Source organism: Escherichia sp. WS1265 (assembly GCF_046487585.1).
Classification (GTDB): Bacteria; Pseudomonadota; Gammaproteobacteria; order Enterobacterales; family Enterobacteriaceae; genus Escherichia; species Escherichia coli.
On sequence record NZ_JBJQJE010000013.1, the window covers coordinates 109068 to 124875 of the forward strand.

Genomic DNA, 15808 nt, shown 5'->3' on the forward strand with positions numbered 1-15808 from the left:
GTGAGGAAATACCTGGATTTTTCCTGGTTATTTTGCCGCAGGTCAGCGTATCGTGAACATCTTTTCCAGTGTTCAGTATGGTGCCTTGCACGGTAATTATGTCACTGGTTATTAACCAATTTTTCCTGGGGGATAAATGAGCGCGGGAAGCCCAAAATTCACCGTTCGCCGCATTGCGGCTTTGTCACTGGTTTCGCTATGGCTGGCAGGCTGTTCTGACACTTCAAATCCACCGGCACCGGTCAGCTCCGTTAATGGCAATGCGCCTGCAAATACCAATTCTGGTATGTTGATTACGCCGCCGCCGAAAATGGGAACGACGTCTACAGCTCAGCAACCGCAAATTCAGCCGGTACAGCAGCCACAAATTCAGGCCACTCAACAACCGCAAATCCAGCCGGTGCAGCCAGTAGCTCAGCAGCCGGTACAGATGGAAAACGGACGCATCGTCTATAACCGTCAGTATGGGAACATTCCGAAAGGCAGTTATAGCGGCAGTACCTATACCGTGAAAAAAGGCGACACACTTTTCTATATCGCCTGGATTACTGGCAACGATTTCCGTGACCTTGCTCAGCGCAACAATATTCAGGCACCATACGCGCTGAACGTTGGTCAGACCTTGCAGGTGGGTAATGCTTCCGGTACGCCAATCACTGGCGGAAATGCCATTACCCAGGCCGACGCAGCAGAGCAAGGAGTTGTGATCAAGCCTGCACAAAATTCCACCGTTGCTGTTGCGTCGCAACCGACAATTACGTATTCTGAGTCTTCGGGTGAACAGAGTGCTAACAAAATGTTGCCGAACAACAAGCCAACTGCGACCACGGTCACAGCGCCTGTAACGGTGCCAACAGCAAGCACAACCGAGCCGACTGTCAGCAGTACATCAACCAGTACGCCTATCTCCACCTGGCGCTGGCCGACTGAGGGCAAAGTGATCGAAACCTTTGGCGCTTCTGAGGGGGGCAACAAGGGGATTGATATCGCAGGCAGCAAAGGACAGGCAATTATCGCGACCGCAGATGGCCGCGTTGTTTATGCCGGTAACGCGCTGCGCGGCTACGGTAATCTGATTATCATCAAACATAATGATGATTACCTGAGTGCCTACGCCCATAACGACACAATGCTGGTCCGGGAACAACAAGAAGTGAAGGCGGGGCAAAAAATAGCAACCATGGGTAGCACCGGAACCAGTTCAACACGCTTGCATTTTGAAATTCGTTACAAGGGGAAATCCGTAAACCCGCTGCGTTATTTGCCGCAGCGATAAATCGGCGGAACCAGGCTTTTGCTTGAATGTTCCGTCAAGGGATCACGGGTAGGAGCCACCTTATGAGTCAGAATACGCTGAAAGTTCATGATTTAAATGAAGATGCGGAATTTGATGAGAACGGAGTTGAGGTTTTTGACGAAAAGGCCTTAGTAGAAGAGGAACCCAGTGATAACGATTTGGCCGAAGAGGAACTGTTATCGCAGGGAGCCACACAGCGTGTGTTGGACGCGACTCAGCTTTACCTTGGTGAGATTGGTTATTCACCACTGTTAACGGCCGAAGAAGAAGTTTATTTTGCGCGTCGCGCACTGCGTGGAGATGTTGCCTCCCGCCGCCGGATGATCGAGAGTAACTTGCGTCTGGTGGTAAAAATTGCCCGCCGTTATGGCAATCGTGGTCTGGCGTTGCTGGACCTGATCGAAGAGGGCAACCTGGGGCTGATCCGCGCGGTAGAGAAGTTTGACCCGGAACGTGGTTTCCGCTTCTCAACATACGCAACCTGGTGGATTCGCCAGACGATCGAACGGGCGATTATGAACCAAACCCGTACTATTCGTTTGCCGATTCACATCGTAAAGGAGCTGAACGTTTACCTGCGAACCGCACGCGAGTTGTCCCATAAACTGGACCACGAACCAAGTGCGGAAGAGATCGCAGAGCAACTGGATAAGCCAGTTGATGACGTCAGCCGTATGCTTCGTCTTAACGAGCGCATTACCTCGGTAGACACCCCGCTAGGTGGTGATTCCGAAAAAGCGTTGCTGGACATCCTGGCCGATGAAAAAGAGAACGGTCCGGAAGATACCACGCAAGATGACGATATGAAGCAGAGCATCGTCAAATGGCTGTTCGAGCTGAACGCCAAACAGCGTGAAGTACTGGCACGTCGATTCGGTTTGCTGGGGTACGAAGCGGCAACACTGGAAGATGTAGGTCGTGAAATTGGCCTCACCCGTGAACGTGTTCGCCAGATTCAGGTTGAAGGCCTGCGCCGTTTGCGCGAAATCCTGCAAACGCAGGGGCTGAATATCGAAGCGCTGTTCCGCGAGTAAGTAAGCATCTGTCAGAAAGGCCAGTCTCAAGCGAGGCTGGCCTTTTTTCTTTCGGTTGGTGAGTCGGTGTATTTGTAGTCTGGATAAGACGCGATAGCGTCGCATCCGGAAATTTGCCCCCTATGCGTTCATCATCTTGCGCACCAGCTGCATAAACAGCTCCTGCTCTTCTGCACTCAAACGCCCCAAAAATTCCTCATCCACGCTGTCACCAATCGGTATCGCCGCAGCAAGTACCTTTTCTCCTTCGGCAGTCAGCCAGACAAAGCGTCGCCGCTTATCAGCGGTGTCATGTTCTCGTCTGACTAAGCCACGATTTTCCATTCTTGCCAGCATTTCTGCCAGCGTTGCTTTGGTGCTGACTGCTGCTTCCATCAGTGCCACCTGTTCGATACCAGGCTTATCAGCAATGGCGCGCATCACCGCGTACTGTGGTTTGGTGAGGTCAGGTAACTCGTGCTGCCAGCGAGCCGTGTGCTGCTGAAAAAGCTGTCGTAACTGATGGAACGCTTTATTTCGTAACGCCATGTAAACTCCGGGCAAACTATCTGTGGCTATCATAGCGGTTTTTCAGTGACGAAGAAGATGTTGTTACTTTTCAGTGCTTGCCGCGATGAAAACAGAGGCGTATTTTAATAATAACGTTCGTATACGAACAATTAAGAGAATAAACAATGAGACTGATCGTCGGGATGACAGGGGCTACCGGTGCGCCTCTTGGGGTGGCATTACTGCAAGCGCTGCGGGAGATGCCGAATGTCGAGACTCATCTGGTGATGTCGAAGTGGGCGAAAACCACCATTGAACTGGAAACGCCTTACAGCGCTCGCGATGTTGCTGCCCTCGCAGACTTCAGTCATAACCCGGCGGATCAGGCGGCGACCATCTCCTCAGGTTCCTTTCGTACCGACGGCATGATCGTTATTCCGTGCAGTATGAAAACGCTCGCCGGTATCCGTGCCGGTTACGCCGATGGCCTGGTAGGGCGCGCGGCGGACGTCGTGCTCAAAGAAGGCCGCAAACTAGTGCTGGTGCCGCGTGAAATGCCGCTTAGCACCATCCATCTCGAAAATATGCTCGCACTTTCACGCATGGGCGTGGCGATGGTGCCGCCGATGCCTGCCTTTTATAACCATCCCGAAACGGTAGATGACATTGTCCACCACGTGGTAGCCCGCGTGCTGGATCAATTTGGCCTCGAACATCCCCACGCCAGGCGCTGGCAAGGATTGCCGCAGGTCCGGAATTTTTCTCAGGAGAATGAATAATGGCATTTGATGATTTACGCAGCTTTTTACAGGCGCTTGATGACCACGGACAGTTACTGAAAATCAGCGAAGAGGTGAACGCGGAACCGGATCTGGCAGCAGCAGCTAACGCCACCGGGCGTATCGGCGACGGCGCGCCCGCGCTGTGGTTTGATAATATTCGCGGCTTTACCGATGCCCGTGTGGCGATGAATACCATCGGTTCCTGGCAGAACCACGCGATTTCCCTCGGCCTGCCGCCAAACACCCCGGTCAAAAAGCAGATTGATGAGTTTATCCGCCGCTGGGATAACTTCCCGATTGCCCCGGAGCGCCGCGCCAATCCAGCCTGGGCGCAGAACACCGTCGATGGCGACGAGATCAACCTGTTCGATATCCTGCCGCTGTTTCGTTTAAACGATGGCGATGGCGGTTTCTATCTCGACAAAGCGTGCGTGGTTTCCCGCGATCCGCTTGATCCGGATAACTTCGGCAAGCAGAACGTCGGCATCTACCGCATGGAAGTGAAGGGCAAGCGTAAGCTCGGCCTGCAACCGGTGCCGATGCACGATATCGCCCTGCATCTGCATAAAACAGAAGAGCGCGGTGAAGATCTGCCGATTGCAATCACGCTCGGTAACGATCCGATCATCACCCTGATGGGGGCCACGCCGCTGAAATACGATCAGTCTGAGTATGAAATGGCAGGCGCGCTGCGCGAAAGCCCGTATCCGATCGCCACCGCGCCATTGACCGGTTTTGATGTGCCGTGGGGCTCGGAGGTGATCCTCGAAGGGGTCATCGAAAGCCGTAAACGCGAAATCGAAGGGCCGTTCGGTGAGTTTACCGGGCACTACTCCGGCGGGCGTAACATGACCGTGGTGCGTATCGATAAAGTCTCTTACCGCACCAGGCCGATTTTCGAATCGCTGTACCTCGGCATGCCGTGGACAGAAATCGACTACCTGATGGGGCCAGCCACCTGCGTGCCGCTGTATCAGCAACTGAAAGCCGAGTTCCCGGAAGTGCAGGCGGTGAACGCCATGTACACCCACGGCCTGCTGGCGATTATCTCCACCAAAAAACGCTACGGTGGCTTTGCCCGCGCGGTGGGCCTGCGTGCGATGACCACGCCACACGGTCTGGGCTACGTGAAGATGGTGATTATGGTCGATGAAGACGTTGATCCGTTCAACCTGCCGCAGGTGATGTGGGCGCTCTCTTCGAAAGTGAACCCGGCAGGGGATTTGGTGCAGTTGCCGAATATGTCCGTGCTGGAACTCGACCCCGGCTCAAGCCCGGCCGGTATCACCGACAAGCTGATTATCGACGCCACCACGCCTGTCGCCCCGGACAACCGTGGTCACTACAGCCAGCCGGTGGTGGATTTACCGGAAACCAAAGCCTGGGCTGAAAAACTGACCGCTATGCTGGCCGCACGTAAATAAGGAGAACAAGATGATTTGTCCACGTTGTGCTGATGAACAGATTGAAGTGATGGCGAAATCGCCGGTAAAAGATGTCTGGACGATCTATCAGTGCCAGCATTGCCTCTATACCTGGCGCGATACCGAACCGCTACGCCGCACCAGCCGCGAACATTATCCCGAAGCGTTCCGCATGACGCAGAAAGATATTGATGACGCGCCGATGGTGCCGAGCATCCCGCCGCTGCTGGCGGAAGGTAAGCGCTAAATAAAAGGTCCGATGCCCATCGGACCTTTTTATTAAGGTCAAATTACCGCCCATACGCACCAGGTAATTAAGAATCCGGTAAAACCGAGAATGGTCGTTAACACTGTCCAGGTTTTCAGACCGTCTGCTACCGACAACCCCAGATATTTGGTCACAATCCAGAACCCTGAGTCATTAATATGTGACGCGCCAAGCCCACCAAAGCAGGCTGCCAGCGTCACCAATACGCACTGAATCGGATTCAATCCCATCACCGCTTCTGAGAGTAACCCGCCGGTTGTCAGGATTGCTACGGTTGCTGACCCCTGCGATGCACGCAGCGCCAGTGAAATAATAAATGCGGCTGGTAACAGAGGCAGGTCAATCATTTGTAGCATGTTGGCAAGGGCTTTGCCGACGCCCGATTCCACCAGCACTTTGCCAAATACCCCTCCAGCACCAGTAACCAAAATCACTACCGCCGCAGTGGGAAGGGCTGAGCCCATAATGTCGCTGGTGTGTTGTAAGCTCCAGCCGCGACGTAAAGCCAATAACCAGAATGCCAGCACCAGCGCAATCATTAGAGCTACCATTGGTGAGCCGATCAGCTGTAGCGTACCAAGCAGGGGATGCGAAGGCGGCATCAGTGTTGCGGAAACCGTACCCGCCATGATAATCGCGATAGGAATAACAATTAGCGAGGTGACCAGCGCGACGCCCGGTGGATTTATTTTATCGCTTAATTTTGTCGCGCCTTCCTCACTGGCCGGAGCCAGTTGCATCTGTTCCAGTACTTCCACCGACATCGCATATTGGCGCTTATTGATTATTTTCGCTGCAAAGTAGCCAACAATCCCTGCTGGAATAGAAATCGCAATACCGATGATGGTTAGCCAGCCGATGTCTGCGTGGAGTAACCCCGCTGCGGCGACAGGGCCTGGATGCGGCGGTACCGCCACATGAACAGTTAGCATGATTCCAGCGACAGGCAGGCCAAATTTGAGTGGCGATATTTTGGCAACCTTGGCAAAACCGTAAATGATTGGCGCAAGAATAATAAAGCCGACATCAAAGAAGACGGGAATACCGAGGAAGAACGCTGCCAGAGTCAGCGCAGCGATAGTTCGTTTGTCACCTAACTTGCGACTGAAATAATTAGCCAGTGACTCTGCACCACCAGAGTGTTCGATCATACGCCCCAGCATAGCGCCCAGACCAATAATAATAGTGACGGAACCAAGCACACCGCCCATCCCGGCGATCATCACTTTACCCACTTCGCCCGCTGGTATACCCGCCGCAAGTGCGACTAACAGGCTGACGAGGAGCAGAGCAACGAATGGTTGTACCTTTGCCTTGATGACCAGCAGCAACAGCATGATTACGCCAGTTAACGCAATGCATAACAATGTAATTGTGGACATGGGAAACCCTGTCTGAAAGTTATAGTTAACCTACCCCATCCGTAGATGGGGGGATGTATGGGTACGTTGTAATTAGGGATTTAACGAATTAGCGCCAGGCGTCAAACCAGCCAAGCCCTTCTTCGGTGAGGCCACGAGGTTTATATTCACAACCGATCCAGCCCTGATATCCCACCTCATCGAACAGGCGGAACAGCCACGGATAGTTGATTTCTCCATCGTCCGGTTCATGTCGATCAGGTAGTCCGGCAATTTGTACGTGCGCATATTTCCCGGCGTAGTCGCGGATTAAATGCGTCAGGTTGCCATCTACTTTTTGCGCATGAAAAGTATCTAGTTGAATAAACACGTTATCTCGCGCAACTTCTTCAACAATAGCCAGTGCCTGATACTGGCTGGAGAAGAGATAATGAGGCTTAACGCCGGGGCTGAGTGCTTCAACTAATATTCGCTTGCCGTGTGGTGCAAAGCGGTCGGCAGCGTAGCGGATATTATCGATAAATACTGCCCTGTACCGTTCAGCATCTTCGCCAGCGGGCACGACGCCTGCCATCACATGGACTTGTTCACAATTGAGCGCCAATGCATATTCCAGTGCCAGGTTGATGTCTGCGTGTGCTTCGTGCTCACGTCCGGGAAGGGCGGATAATCCCCATTCTCCCGCATTAATATCTCCGGGAGCGGTATTGAACAGCGCCAGTGTCAGATGGTTTTGCTCCAGTTGCTTTTGGATTTGCAGGGTGGAGTAGTTATAGGGAAACAGAAATTCCACAGCATCGAACCCGGCTTTTCGCGCTGCGGCGAAGCGTTCAATAAAAGGCACTTCGGTGAACATCATGGATAAATTAGCTGCAAAACGAGGCATTGCATTAACTCCTTAATTCCGCAATTTCACCTGCGGTCAGATAACGGATCGGGCGGTCACCGAGAATAAAAATCAGCTTTGCCGTTTCCTCCAGCTCTTCCATATTGTTGGCGGCTTCTTGCAGGCTTTCACCGCAAACCACTGGGCCATGATTTGCCAGTAAAAAAGCCTGATTGTCTGCTGCCAGTTCCGCCAGATCCTGTGCGATGCGTTTATCGCCCGGTCGGTAATAAGGCACCAGCGGGATATTTCCCATCCGCATCACCACGTATGGTGTGAACGGACGAATAACGTTGCTGCTGTCCAGCCCTTGCAGGCAGGAAAGCGCCGTCGACCATGTGCTGTGCAAATGCACCACCGCTTTACAGCGCGGATTGTTGCGATACAGCGCCAGATGAAAGAGCACCTCTTTCGAGGGTTTGTCACCACTTAACCATTCGCCATCCGCGGCGACTTTGGAAAGCCGCTGCGGATCGAGATTGCCCAGGCATGAACCTGTCGGTGTCGCCAGTAAATTCCCGTCAGGTAAAAGCAGCGACAGATTGCCAGCCGAACCGGTTGCATAGCCGCGCTGAAAGAATGAACTGGCAATCCGCGTCATCTCCTCTCGCAAAGACTGCTCTACTTTTGCGAAATCGCTCATGATAAAAACTCTCTTTGGGCTCGTGAAAAAAAGGCTTCATCACCGAAGTTGCCAGATTTAAGGGCGAGTGAGACAGGCTTATCCAGTGCGTTTACCCACGGCACGCCGGGGGAAATGGTTGGGCCAATATGAAACCCTTTTATTCCCAGGCTCTGTGTGACTACGCCGGAGGTCTCACCGCCTGCGACAATAAAGCGTGTCACGCCTTCCGCGGCTAACCGCGTCGCTAGTTGAGAAAACAGTGTTTCTACTGCCTGACTGGCTTTTTGTGCACCGTATTGCTGTTGAATTGCTGCCAATGCGTCAGTGCTGGCGGTGGCAAAAACCAGTGGAGCAAGTACACTTTCCTGGCCCAGAACCCACTCTGCCAGTTCGTGTGCATAAGCGGCCAGAGTTTCAATTGAGAGGCAGCGTGCCACATCAACTTCACGGGCTGGTGCAATTTGACGGTAATGTGCTACCTGGCGGTTGGTCATTTGAGAGCATGAACCGGAGAGCACTACGCCGCGCCCAGCGAGCGGATGCCCTGCTTTGCGAGCCTGGTTACCGTTTTCTTGCGCCCACTGCCGGGCAAGGCCAATCGCCAGACCAGAACCGCCCGTTACCAGTGGGGCATCGCGCAAGGCTTCTCCCTGAATTTCCAGATGGTGTTCGGTCAGCGCATCAAGCACCGCGTAGCGGTAGCCCTCTTGCTGTAAGCGAGCCAGCTCTTGACGAACGGCATCCACACCTTGTTCGAAAACATGTGCCGAAACGACGCCGCAGCGCCCTGTGGATTGCGCTTCAACCAGACGGGGAAGATAGCTGTCGGTCATGGGATTTACCGGGTGATGGCGCATCCCAGATTCGGCCAGCAGTTGATTCATTACGAACAAATACCCCTGATAAACCGTACGTCCGTTGACCGGCAGGGCCGGAGAGAAGACCGTAAACGGCGTGTCGAGAGCATCCATTAATGCATCGGTAACCGGGCCGATATTACCTTTCGCCGTACTGTCGAAAGTAGAGCAGTATTTGAAATAGATCTGTTTGCAACCTTGCTGTTGCAACCAGCTCAGAGCCGCCAGCGATTGCTGTGTGGCTTCAACCACCGGACAGGAACGCGTTTTCAGGCTGATCACCAGTGCGTCGATTGCTTCCGGCATTTTACCTGTTGGAACACCGTTAATTTGTACCGTTGGTAGACCGTTTTCCACCAGAAAACTGGCGATATCCGTCGCGCCGGTAAAATCATCGGCGATAACGCCAATCTTGATCATGATTTCGCTCCCGGTAGAGTGATGCCAGAGAAAATCTTGATAACTGCGCTATCGTCTTCTTTCCCGTAACCCGCGTTACTGGCGCTGGTGAACATATTCAATGCTGTTGAGGCCAATGGCAGCGGGAAGTGCAGGGCTTTGGCTGTATCGGCAACCAGACCAAGATCCTTAACAAAAATATCGACGGCTGAATGCGGGGTGTAATCGCCATCCACCACATGACGCATCCGGTTTTCGAACATCCAGGAATTTCCGGCGGCATTGGTCACGACGTCATACATCACATCCAGCGGGATCCCCGCACGGGCTGCAAGTGCCATCGCTTCGGCTCCGGCAGCAATATGTACGCCCGCTAACAACTGGTGAATAATTTTTACGGTCGAACCTAGTCCCGGTTCTGCACCTATGCGATAAACTTTTCCGGCAACGGCTTCCAGCACGGGTGCCAGTCGTTCAAAGGCAATATTGCTACCGGAGGCCATGACAGTCATTTCACCGTTAGCGGCTTTTACTGCACCACCAGAAACTGGCGCATCCAGCATTTCCAGATCGAATCCAGCCAGAGCGGTAGCAATTTCTTGCGCATCAGCACTAGCGATAGTGGAAGAAACCATTACTGCCGTACCGGGTTTCAGATGTTGTGCAACGCCTGTTTCACCAAACAGCACCTGTTTAACCTGGGCCGCATTGACCACCAGCACCAGCAGAGCGTCCAGTTTTTCGGCAAACGTCGCGGCGTTATCAGAAACCCCGCAAGCACCTGCCTCTTTCAACGTAGCGCAGGCATTGCTGTTCAGGTCTGCGCCCCAGGTAGAAAGACCTGCGCGGACACATGACAGTGCTGCTCCCATTCCCATTGACCCTAAGCCAACGATACCGACATGAAACTCAGATCCCGTTTTCATCTGCTCTCCTTGTTAATTTAAGTGATATTTTGTTTGATATTGTGAATATAAGCGCTGGAAGATAACGATATGGTGAGCTGATTCACATAAATTAACATTGTGTGTTATTTTATGTGAACTAAGTGTTAGTTGCGCCGCGCACGTTTCGCAGGCAAATAGCGTAGAATGTCAGCAGGACAAAGGAAGGAGCAAAAGTTGATACCCGTAGAGCGTCGCCAAATCATCCTTGAGATGGTAGCTGAAAAAGGCATTGTCAGTATTGCTGAACTAACGGACAGAATGAATGTGTCACATATGACCATTCGTCGGGATTTACAAAAACTGGAGCAGCAGGGAGCCGTTGTGCTGGTGTCCGGAGGCGTCCAGTCTCCGGGACGCGTGGCGCATGAACCTTCTCATCAGGTAAAAACTGCGCTGGCAATGACGCAAAAAGCGGCTATTGGCAAGCTGGCGGCAAGTCTTGTTCAGCCGGGAAGTTGTATCTATCTGGATGCGGGAACGACCACGCTAGCGATAGCACAGCATCTGATTCACATGGAGTCACTGACTGTGGTCACAAACGATTTCGTTATTGCGGACTACTTGCTCGACAACAGTAATTGCACAATTATTCACACTGGCGGTGCAGTGTGTCGGGAAAACCGTTCCTGTGTCGGGGAAGCCGCTGCGACCATGCTGCGCAGCCTGATGATTGATCAGGCTTTTATTTCTGCATCGTCATGGAGTGTGCGGGGGATTTCTACGCCAGCGGAAGATAAAGTCACGGTGAAACGGGCGATTGCCAGTGCCAGCCGCCAGCGAGTTTTGGTCTGTGATGCGACGAAATATGGTCAGGTGGCGACATGGCTGGCGTTACCATTAAGCGAGTTTGATCAGATTATTACAGACGACGGTTTGCCGGAGAGTGCCAGTCGCGCGCTGGCGAAGCAGGAGCTCTCTTTGCTGGTAGCGAAAAATGAATAATGGCCTGCAATAACACCGGGTTACTCATGCTTCACAGAAGAAGCATGAGACTACTTTATTTTATAAAATGACAGCCGCCCGCTTTTCGGCGATCCGGTATCAATATAAATCTGGTTAGCGAACGTCTGAATGTTATCAAACATCATATGTCCAAATATAAAATAATCAGCGCCGTTTATTTGTTGTAACTCGCCATTAAGCGATTTCTGCACACGATCAACAGGCCAGAGTAGTTCTCTCTCCGCTATTTCTTTGCCAAAGAGATATTCACTCCCCGGATAATCTGCATGCGCGATGACATATTTTATTATGTCGTTAGTGATTTCAATAATATGTGGAAGGTGATGAAATTTCAGCAACAGATCTATTGCTTCTTGTTGTTCCGTCTCATTTAATTCAAAGAACCAGTCGCCGCCGCTGGCAAGCCACATATTGCCATCGCCGGTCGCGAACGCATCCAACGCCATCGCTTCATGGTTGCCTTTAACCGACGTAAACCAGGGCTGGTTTAGCAGGCGCAGCACGTTAAGACTCTCCGGCCCACGATCAATATTATCGCCGACAGAAATAAGTAAGTCGGTTTCAGGGCAAAAAGAGAGTTGATGTAAGCGGGATTGTAATAATTGATAGTCACCATGAATATCACCAACGGCCCATATATGGCGATAGTGATGGGCATTGATTTTTTGATAGCGTGTAGATGGCATGGTTTTACCCTGTAAAATAAGATTTCCTATTATACAGGGTATTTTTATTTGATTCGTCAGTTGTCGTTAATATTCCCGATAGCAAAAGACTATCGGGAATTGTTATTACACCAGACTCTTCAACCGATAAATCCACTCCAGCGCCTGACGCGGAGTCAGTGAATCCGGGTCGAGGTTTTCCAGTGCCTCGACCGCAGGCGAAGTTTCTTCTGGTACGGACAGCAAAGACATTTGCGTACCATCCACTTGCGTAGCGGCGGCGTTCGGCGAAATGCTTTCCAGCTCACGCAGTTTTTGCCGTGCGCGCTTAATCACCTCTTTTGGCACGCCCGCCAGAGCAGCAACCGCCAGGCCGTAGCTTTTGCTCGCCGCGCCGTCCTGTACGCTGTGCATAAAGGCGATGGTGTCGCCGTGCTCCAGCGCATCGAGGTGCACGTTAGCCACGCCTTCCATTTTCTCCGGCAGTTGAGTCAGCTCGAAGTAATGGGTGGCAAACAACGTCAATGCCTTAATCTTATTCGCCAGATTTTCAGCGCACGCCCACGCCAGCGACAGACCATCGTAAGTGGACGTTCCACGCCCAATCTCATCCATCAGCACCAGACTGTACTCGGTGGCGTTATGTAAAATATTGGCGGTTTCTGTCATCTCCACCATAAAGGTTGAACGCCCGGATGCCAGATCATCCGCTGCCCCTACGCGGGTAAAGATGCGATCGATAGGTCCAATCTCGACTTTTTGTGCCGGTACATAGCTGCCGATGTAGGCCATCAGCGCAATCAGTGCGGTCTGGCGCATATAGGTACTTTTACCGCCCATATTCGGACCGGTAATGATCAACATGCGACGCTGCGGCGACAGGTTCAGCGGGTTGGCGATAAACGGCTCATTCAGCACCTGTTCAACCACCGGATGGCGGCCTTCGGTGATGCGAATACCCGGTTTATCAATAAAGGTCGGGCAGGTGTAGTTCAGGGTATAGGCCCGTTCCGCCAGGTTAACCAGTACGTCGAGTTCCGCCAGCGCGCTTGCGCTCTGTTGCAACGCTTCCAGATGCGGCAACAGCAGGTCGAACAGCTCTTCATAAAGCTGTTTTTCCAGAGCCAGTGCTTTGCCTTTTGAAGTGAGGACTTTATCTTCGTACTCTTTTAGCTCTGGAATGATGTAGCGCTCGGCGTTTTTCAGCGTCTGGCGACGCATGTAGTTGATGGGTGCCAGATGGCTTTGCCCACGGCTGATTTGAATGTAGTAGCCGTGCACCGCATTAAAGCCAACTTTCAGCGTGTCCAGGCCGGTACGTTCACGCTCGCGGACTTCCAGACGCTCCAGATAATCGGTCGCGCCGTCAGCCAGCGCGCGCCACTCATCCAGCTCTTCGTTATAGCCTGATGCGATAACACCACCGTCGCGTACCAGCACTGGCGGTGTGTCGATGATTGCTCGCTCCAGCAGATCGCGCAGCTCGGCAAACTCGCCCATCTTTTCACGCAGCGCCTGTACCGGTGCACTATTGACAGTTTCTAACTGCGCACGCAGCTCCGGCAGTTGCTGGAAAGCGTGACGCATACGGGCCAGATCGCGTGGGCGAGCGGTACGCAACGCCAGACGCGCCAGAATACGTTCCAGGTCGCCGACCTGACGTAGTACCGGCTGCAGCTCGGCGGTGAAATCCTGCAATGCGCCAATAGTTTGCTGGCGCTCAAGCAACACGCGAGTATCGCGCACTGGCATATGCAGCCAGCGTTTCAGCATACGACTACCCATCGGCGTGACGGTGCAGTCGAGCACAGAAGCCAGCGTATTTTCCGCACCGCCCGCCAGGTTCTGAGTAATTTCCAGGTTACGACGCGTCGCGGCATCCATAATGATGCTGTCCTGCTCACGTTCCATGGTGATAGAACGTATATGCGGCAGGGTCGTGCGTTGGGTATCTTTCGCATACTGCAACAGACCCCCGGCAGCACAAAGTCCGCGCGGCGCGTTCTCGACGCCAAAACCGACCAGATCGCGGGTCCCAAATTGCAGATTCAACTGCTGGCGCGCGGTGTCGATTTCAAACTCCCACAGCGGACGACGGCGCAGACCGCGACGACCTTCAATTAACGACATTTCAGCAAAATCTTCTGCATACAGCAGTTCCGCAGGATTAGTGCGTTGCAGTTCTGCCGCCATCGTTTCCCGGTCAGCCGGTTCGCTCAGGCGAAAACGACCGGAACTGATATCCAGCGTCGCGTAGCCGAAACCTTTGCTGTCCTGCCAGATAGCTGCCAGCAGGTTATCCTGACGCTCCTGCAACAGCGCTTCATCGCTGATGGTGCCCGGCGTAACGATACGCACAACTTTGCGCTCAACCGGACCTTTGCTGGTCGCTGGATCGCCAATTTGTTCGCAGATGGCAACGGACTCGCCCTGATTCACCAGTTTGGCGAGGTAGTTTTCCACCGCATGGTAGGGGATCCCCGCCATCGGGATCGGCTCTCCCGCCGAAGCACCGCGTTTGGTCAGTGAAATATCCAGCAGTTGCGACGCGCGTTTTGCGTCGTCATAAAACAGTTCATAAAAATCACCCATCCGGTAAAACAGCAGGATCTCGGGATGCTGGGCTTTCAGCTTGAGATATTGCTGCATCATGGGCGTATGGGCATCGAAATTTTCTATTGCACTCATGGGTTTATGTCCGGTTCCCTGATATTAAATGGGGTGTGATGGTTTTTATTTTCGTTGTAATCACATAAGGCGCACATGATACCGGAGTTAATCATTTCAGGGGAAGAAGCGAACGGCGAGTTCTTGATGCTGGTTCCGGGAAAGATGCTGTTTTGCAGCTTTTGCGTGATGCTTATGAAGCAAGTACGCAAAATTGCGTCGGTTGAATAAACCTCCTCCTTCAGAGCCATAGTCCCCTTTCAAATTAAGTTGTAGTATAAATACATCTTAATGAGGTGGAGGCAGCATGTCCGGCAAGCGTATCTCTCGTGAAAAACTGACGATTAAAAAAATGATCGATCTTTATCAAGCGAAATGCCCGCAGGCGTCAGCGGAGCCGGAGCATTACGAGGCGTTGTTTGCTTACGCGCAAAAGCGGCTGGATAAATGTGTGTTCGGCGAAGAGAAACCAGCCTGTAAGCAGTGTCCGGTGCACTGTTACCAGCCTGCAAAGCGTGAAGAGATGAAACAGATTATGCGTTGGGCCGGGCCGAGAATGCTGTGGCGTCATCCGATCTTAACCGTGCGTCATCTCATCGATGACAAGCGTCCGGTGCCGGAGTTGCCAGAAAAATATCGTCCAAAGAAATAAATCTGCCGGAGAGCCATACTCTCCGGCAAATAAGGCGCTTACGCTTTGGTAGCAATCAGGATTGCTGATGCTTTGATCAACGCAATAACGCGTGAGCCAGTGGTAAGTTTCATTTCATCCTGACTTTCATTTGTTACCACTGCCACAATTTCAAAACCCGCATCCGTTTTGATATGGACAGTGGCGTTCACTGCGCCTTCGGTGATTGTCGACACGCTGCCAGCAAACTGGTTGCGAGCAGAGAATTTCAGTCCACAGTCTTCCGTTGCCAGCGTTACCCACGGGGCTTTAATCAGGGCAATCGCTTCTTTCCCTTTCGCCAGACCCAGCGCTTGCTGGCTGCTGTGAGTCACAATTGCCACCAGCTTTGCACCACCTGCCAGCGTCAGTTCTACTTCATCATTCACAGCGCCCATTGCTACTGCGCTAACTGTTCCGGTTAATTGATTTCTTGCTGAAACTGCCATACTGCCTCCTTTCATTGAATGTTGA

General features: G+C 52.6%; 17 protein-coding genes. 8 read left to right on the top strand and 9 right to left on the bottom strand.

The genetic code is table 11. The features are described from left to right. The first annotated feature begins 181 nt into the window (after positions 1-181). Both nlpD and rpoS read left to right on the top strand, forming a co-directional pair. Positions 182-1276 carry a murein hydrolase activator NlpD gene (nlpD, locus tag ACJHX3_RS14435; protein ID WP_306174120.1) on the top strand — a complete coding sequence of 365 codons (1095 nt, stop codon included), beginning with the start codon at positions 182-184 and terminating at the stop codon, positions 1274-1276. Between the two features lie 62 nt (positions 1277-1338). Further along, positions 1339-2331: an RNA polymerase sigma factor RpoS gene (rpoS, locus tag ACJHX3_RS14440; RefSeq protein ID WP_000081550.1), complete on the top strand. Its 993-nt coding sequence runs from the start codon at positions 1339-1341 to the stop codon at positions 2329-2331. 120 nt (positions 2332-2451) lie between these two features. Here rpoS and ACJHX3_RS14445 read toward each other — a convergent pair whose 3' ends face one another. Then, a complete protein-coding gene (locus ACJHX3_RS14445; RefSeq protein ID WP_001208079.1) occupies positions 2452-2859 on the bottom strand; it encodes a MarR family winged helix-turn-helix transcriptional regulator in 408 nt (135 codons plus the stop codon). A 146-nt stretch (positions 2860-3005) separates the two neighbouring features. Between ACJHX3_RS14445 and ACJHX3_RS14450 the strand changes: the two genes are divergently transcribed. Genes ACJHX3_RS14450 through ACJHX3_RS14460 form a run of 3 tightly spaced genes read left to right on the top strand, consistent with a single transcriptional unit; the run spans position 3006 to position 5273 of the window. Next, complete coding sequence (locus tag ACJHX3_RS14450; protein WP_001237177.1) at positions 3006-3599, top strand: non-oxidative hydroxyarylic acid decarboxylases subunit B; 594 nt, start codon at positions 3006-3008, stop codon at positions 3597-3599. Beyond that, positions 3599-5026, top strand: coding sequence for a non-oxidative hydroxyarylic acid decarboxylases subunit C (locus ACJHX3_RS14455; protein ID WP_094308493.1), 1428 nt, complete (start codon positions 3599-3601; stop codon positions 5024-5026). Before ACJHX3_RS14450 ends, ACJHX3_RS14455 begins: the two co-directional genes overlap by 1 nt. 10 nt (positions 5027-5036) lie before the next feature. After that, entirely contained in the window at positions 5037-5273 is a 237-nt protein-coding gene (locus ACJHX3_RS14460; protein WP_000562977.1) for a non-oxidative hydroxyarylic acid decarboxylases subunit D, read from the top strand. Positions 5274-5311: 38 nt separating this feature from the next. Here ACJHX3_RS14460 and ACJHX3_RS14465 read toward each other — a convergent pair whose 3' ends face one another. The 5 genes from ACJHX3_RS14465 to ltnD all read right to left on the bottom strand — a co-directional run bounded on the left by ACJHX3_RS14465 (position 5312) and on the right by ltnD (position 10348). Further along, entirely contained in the window at positions 5312-6676 is a 1365-nt protein-coding gene (locus ACJHX3_RS14465) for a GntP family transporter (RefSeq protein ID WP_000104454.1), read from the bottom strand. Positions 6677-6764: 88 nt separating this feature from the next. Beyond that, positions 6765-7541, bottom strand: a complete 777-nt coding sequence (locus ACJHX3_RS14470; RefSeq protein ID WP_094308492.1) for an HPr family phosphocarrier protein — start codon at positions 7539-7541, stop codon at positions 6765-6767. A gap of 4 nt (positions 7542-7545) precedes the next feature. Further along, positions 7546-8184, bottom strand: coding sequence for an aldolase (locus ACJHX3_RS14475; protein ID WP_001278992.1), 639 nt, complete (start codon positions 8182-8184; stop codon positions 7546-7548). Next, positions 8181-9443: a 3-oxo-tetronate kinase gene (otnK, locus tag ACJHX3_RS14480; RefSeq protein WP_000590400.1), complete on the bottom strand. Its 1263-nt coding sequence runs from the start codon at positions 9441-9443 to the stop codon at positions 8181-8183. Before otnK ends, ACJHX3_RS14475 begins: the two co-directional genes overlap by 4 nt. Then, a complete protein-coding gene (gene ltnD / locus ACJHX3_RS14485) occupies positions 9440-10348 on the bottom strand; it encodes an L-threonate dehydrogenase (protein ID WP_000847993.1) in 909 nt (302 codons plus the stop codon). Before ltnD ends, otnK begins: the two co-directional genes overlap by 4 nt. A gap of 195 nt (positions 10349-10543) precedes the next feature. On the opposite strand from ltnD, the gene ygbI reads away from it, so the two are divergent. After that, the gene (gene ygbI, locus ACJHX3_RS14490; protein WP_024216516.1) at positions 10544-11311 is read left to right on the top strand and encodes a DNA-binding transcriptional repressor YgbI; all 768 of its coding nucleotides are present in this window, start codon (positions 10544-10546) and stop codon (positions 11309-11311) included. A 50-nt stretch (positions 11312-11361) separates the two neighbouring features. Here the strand turns inward: ygbI and pphB are convergent, their stop codons facing one another. Together pphB and mutS are read right to left on the bottom strand one after the other, a co-directional pair. Then, positions 11362-12018: a protein-serine/threonine phosphatase gene (gene pphB / locus ACJHX3_RS14495; RefSeq protein ID WP_001141297.1), complete on the bottom strand. Its 657-nt coding sequence runs from the start codon at positions 12016-12018 to the stop codon at positions 11362-11364. A 105-nt stretch (positions 12019-12123) separates the two neighbouring features. Next, positions 12124-14685: a DNA mismatch repair protein MutS gene (mutS, locus tag ACJHX3_RS14500; RefSeq protein ID WP_094308491.1), complete on the bottom strand. Its 2562-nt coding sequence runs from the start codon at positions 14683-14685 to the stop codon at positions 12124-12126. Positions 14686-14760: 75 nt separating this feature from the next. On the opposite strand from mutS, the gene ACJHX3_RS14505 reads away from it, so the two are divergent. Both ACJHX3_RS14505 and ACJHX3_RS14510 read left to right on the top strand, forming a co-directional pair. Beyond that, positions 14761-14895, top strand: a complete 135-nt coding sequence (locus tag ACJHX3_RS14505; RefSeq protein ID WP_000611926.1) for a hypothetical protein — start codon at positions 14761-14763, stop codon at positions 14893-14895. 76 nt (positions 14896-14971) lie between these two features. Further along, on the top strand, positions 14972-15316 hold the full coding sequence (locus ACJHX3_RS14510; RefSeq protein ID WP_000015482.1) for a nitrous oxide-stimulated promoter family protein: 345 nt from the start codon (positions 14972-14974) through the stop codon (positions 15314-15316). A gap of 38 nt (positions 15317-15354) precedes the next feature. Here ACJHX3_RS14510 and ACJHX3_RS14515 read toward each other — a convergent pair whose 3' ends face one another. After that, positions 15355-15783 (bottom strand): molybdopterin-binding protein, encoded by a 429-nt coding sequence (locus tag ACJHX3_RS14515; protein WP_000301062.1) that lies wholly within the window; start codon positions 15781-15783, stop codon positions 15355-15357. Positions 15784-15808: the final 25 nt, after the last annotated feature.

Excerpts from the sequence above, each read along its gene's own strand:
- pphB (WP_001141297.1), bottom strand. The coding sequence starts at position 12,018 with ATGCCATCTACACGCTATCAAAAAATCAATGCCCATCACTATCGCCAT.
- ltnD (WP_000847993.1), bottom strand. The coding sequence starts at position 10,348 with ATGAAAACGGGATCTGAGTTTCATGTCGGTATCGTTGGCTTAGGGTCA.
- rpoS (WP_000081550.1), top strand. The coding sequence starts at position 1,339 with ATGAGTCAGAATACGCTGAAAGTTCATGATTTAAATGAAGATGCGGAA.
- otnK (WP_000590400.1), bottom strand. The coding sequence starts at position 9,443 with ATGATCAAGATTGGCGTTATCGCCGATGATTTTACCGGCGCGACGGAT.
- ACJHX3_RS14515 (WP_000301062.1), bottom strand. The coding sequence starts at position 15,783 with ATGGCAGTTTCAGCAAGAAATCAATTAACCGGAACAGTTAGCGCAGTA.
- ACJHX3_RS14460 (WP_000562977.1), top strand. The coding sequence starts at position 5,037 with ATGATTTGTCCACGTTGTGCTGATGAACAGATTGAAGTGATGGCGAAA.
- ACJHX3_RS14445 (WP_001208079.1), bottom strand. The coding sequence starts at position 2,859 with ATGGCGTTACGAAATAAAGCGTTCCATCAGTTACGACAGCTTTTTCAG.
- ACJHX3_RS14510 (WP_000015482.1), top strand. The coding sequence starts at position 14,972 with ATGTCCGGCAAGCGTATCTCTCGTGAAAAACTGACGATTAAAAAAATG.
- ACJHX3_RS14470 (WP_094308492.1), bottom strand. The coding sequence starts at position 7,541 with ATGCCTCGTTTTGCAGCTAATTTATCCATGATGTTCACCGAAGTGCCT.
- ACJHX3_RS14465 (WP_000104454.1), bottom strand. The coding sequence starts at position 6,676 with ATGTCCACAATTACATTGTTATGCATTGCGTTAACTGGCGTAATCATG.
- ACJHX3_RS14455 (WP_094308493.1), top strand. The coding sequence starts at position 3,599 with ATGGCATTTGATGATTTACGCAGCTTTTTACAGGCGCTTGATGACCAC.
- mutS (WP_094308491.1), bottom strand. The coding sequence starts at position 14,685 with ATGAGTGCAATAGAAAATTTCGATGCCCATACGCCCATGATGCAGCAA.
- ACJHX3_RS14450 (WP_001237177.1), top strand. The coding sequence starts at position 3,006 with ATGAGACTGATCGTCGGGATGACAGGGGCTACCGGTGCGCCTCTTGGG.
- ACJHX3_RS14505 (WP_000611926.1), top strand. The coding sequence starts at position 14,761 with ATGATACCGGAGTTAATCATTTCAGGGGAAGAAGCGAACGGCGAGTTC.
- ACJHX3_RS14475 (WP_001278992.1), bottom strand. The coding sequence starts at position 8,184 with ATGAGCGATTTCGCAAAAGTAGAGCAGTCTTTGCGAGAGGAGATGACG.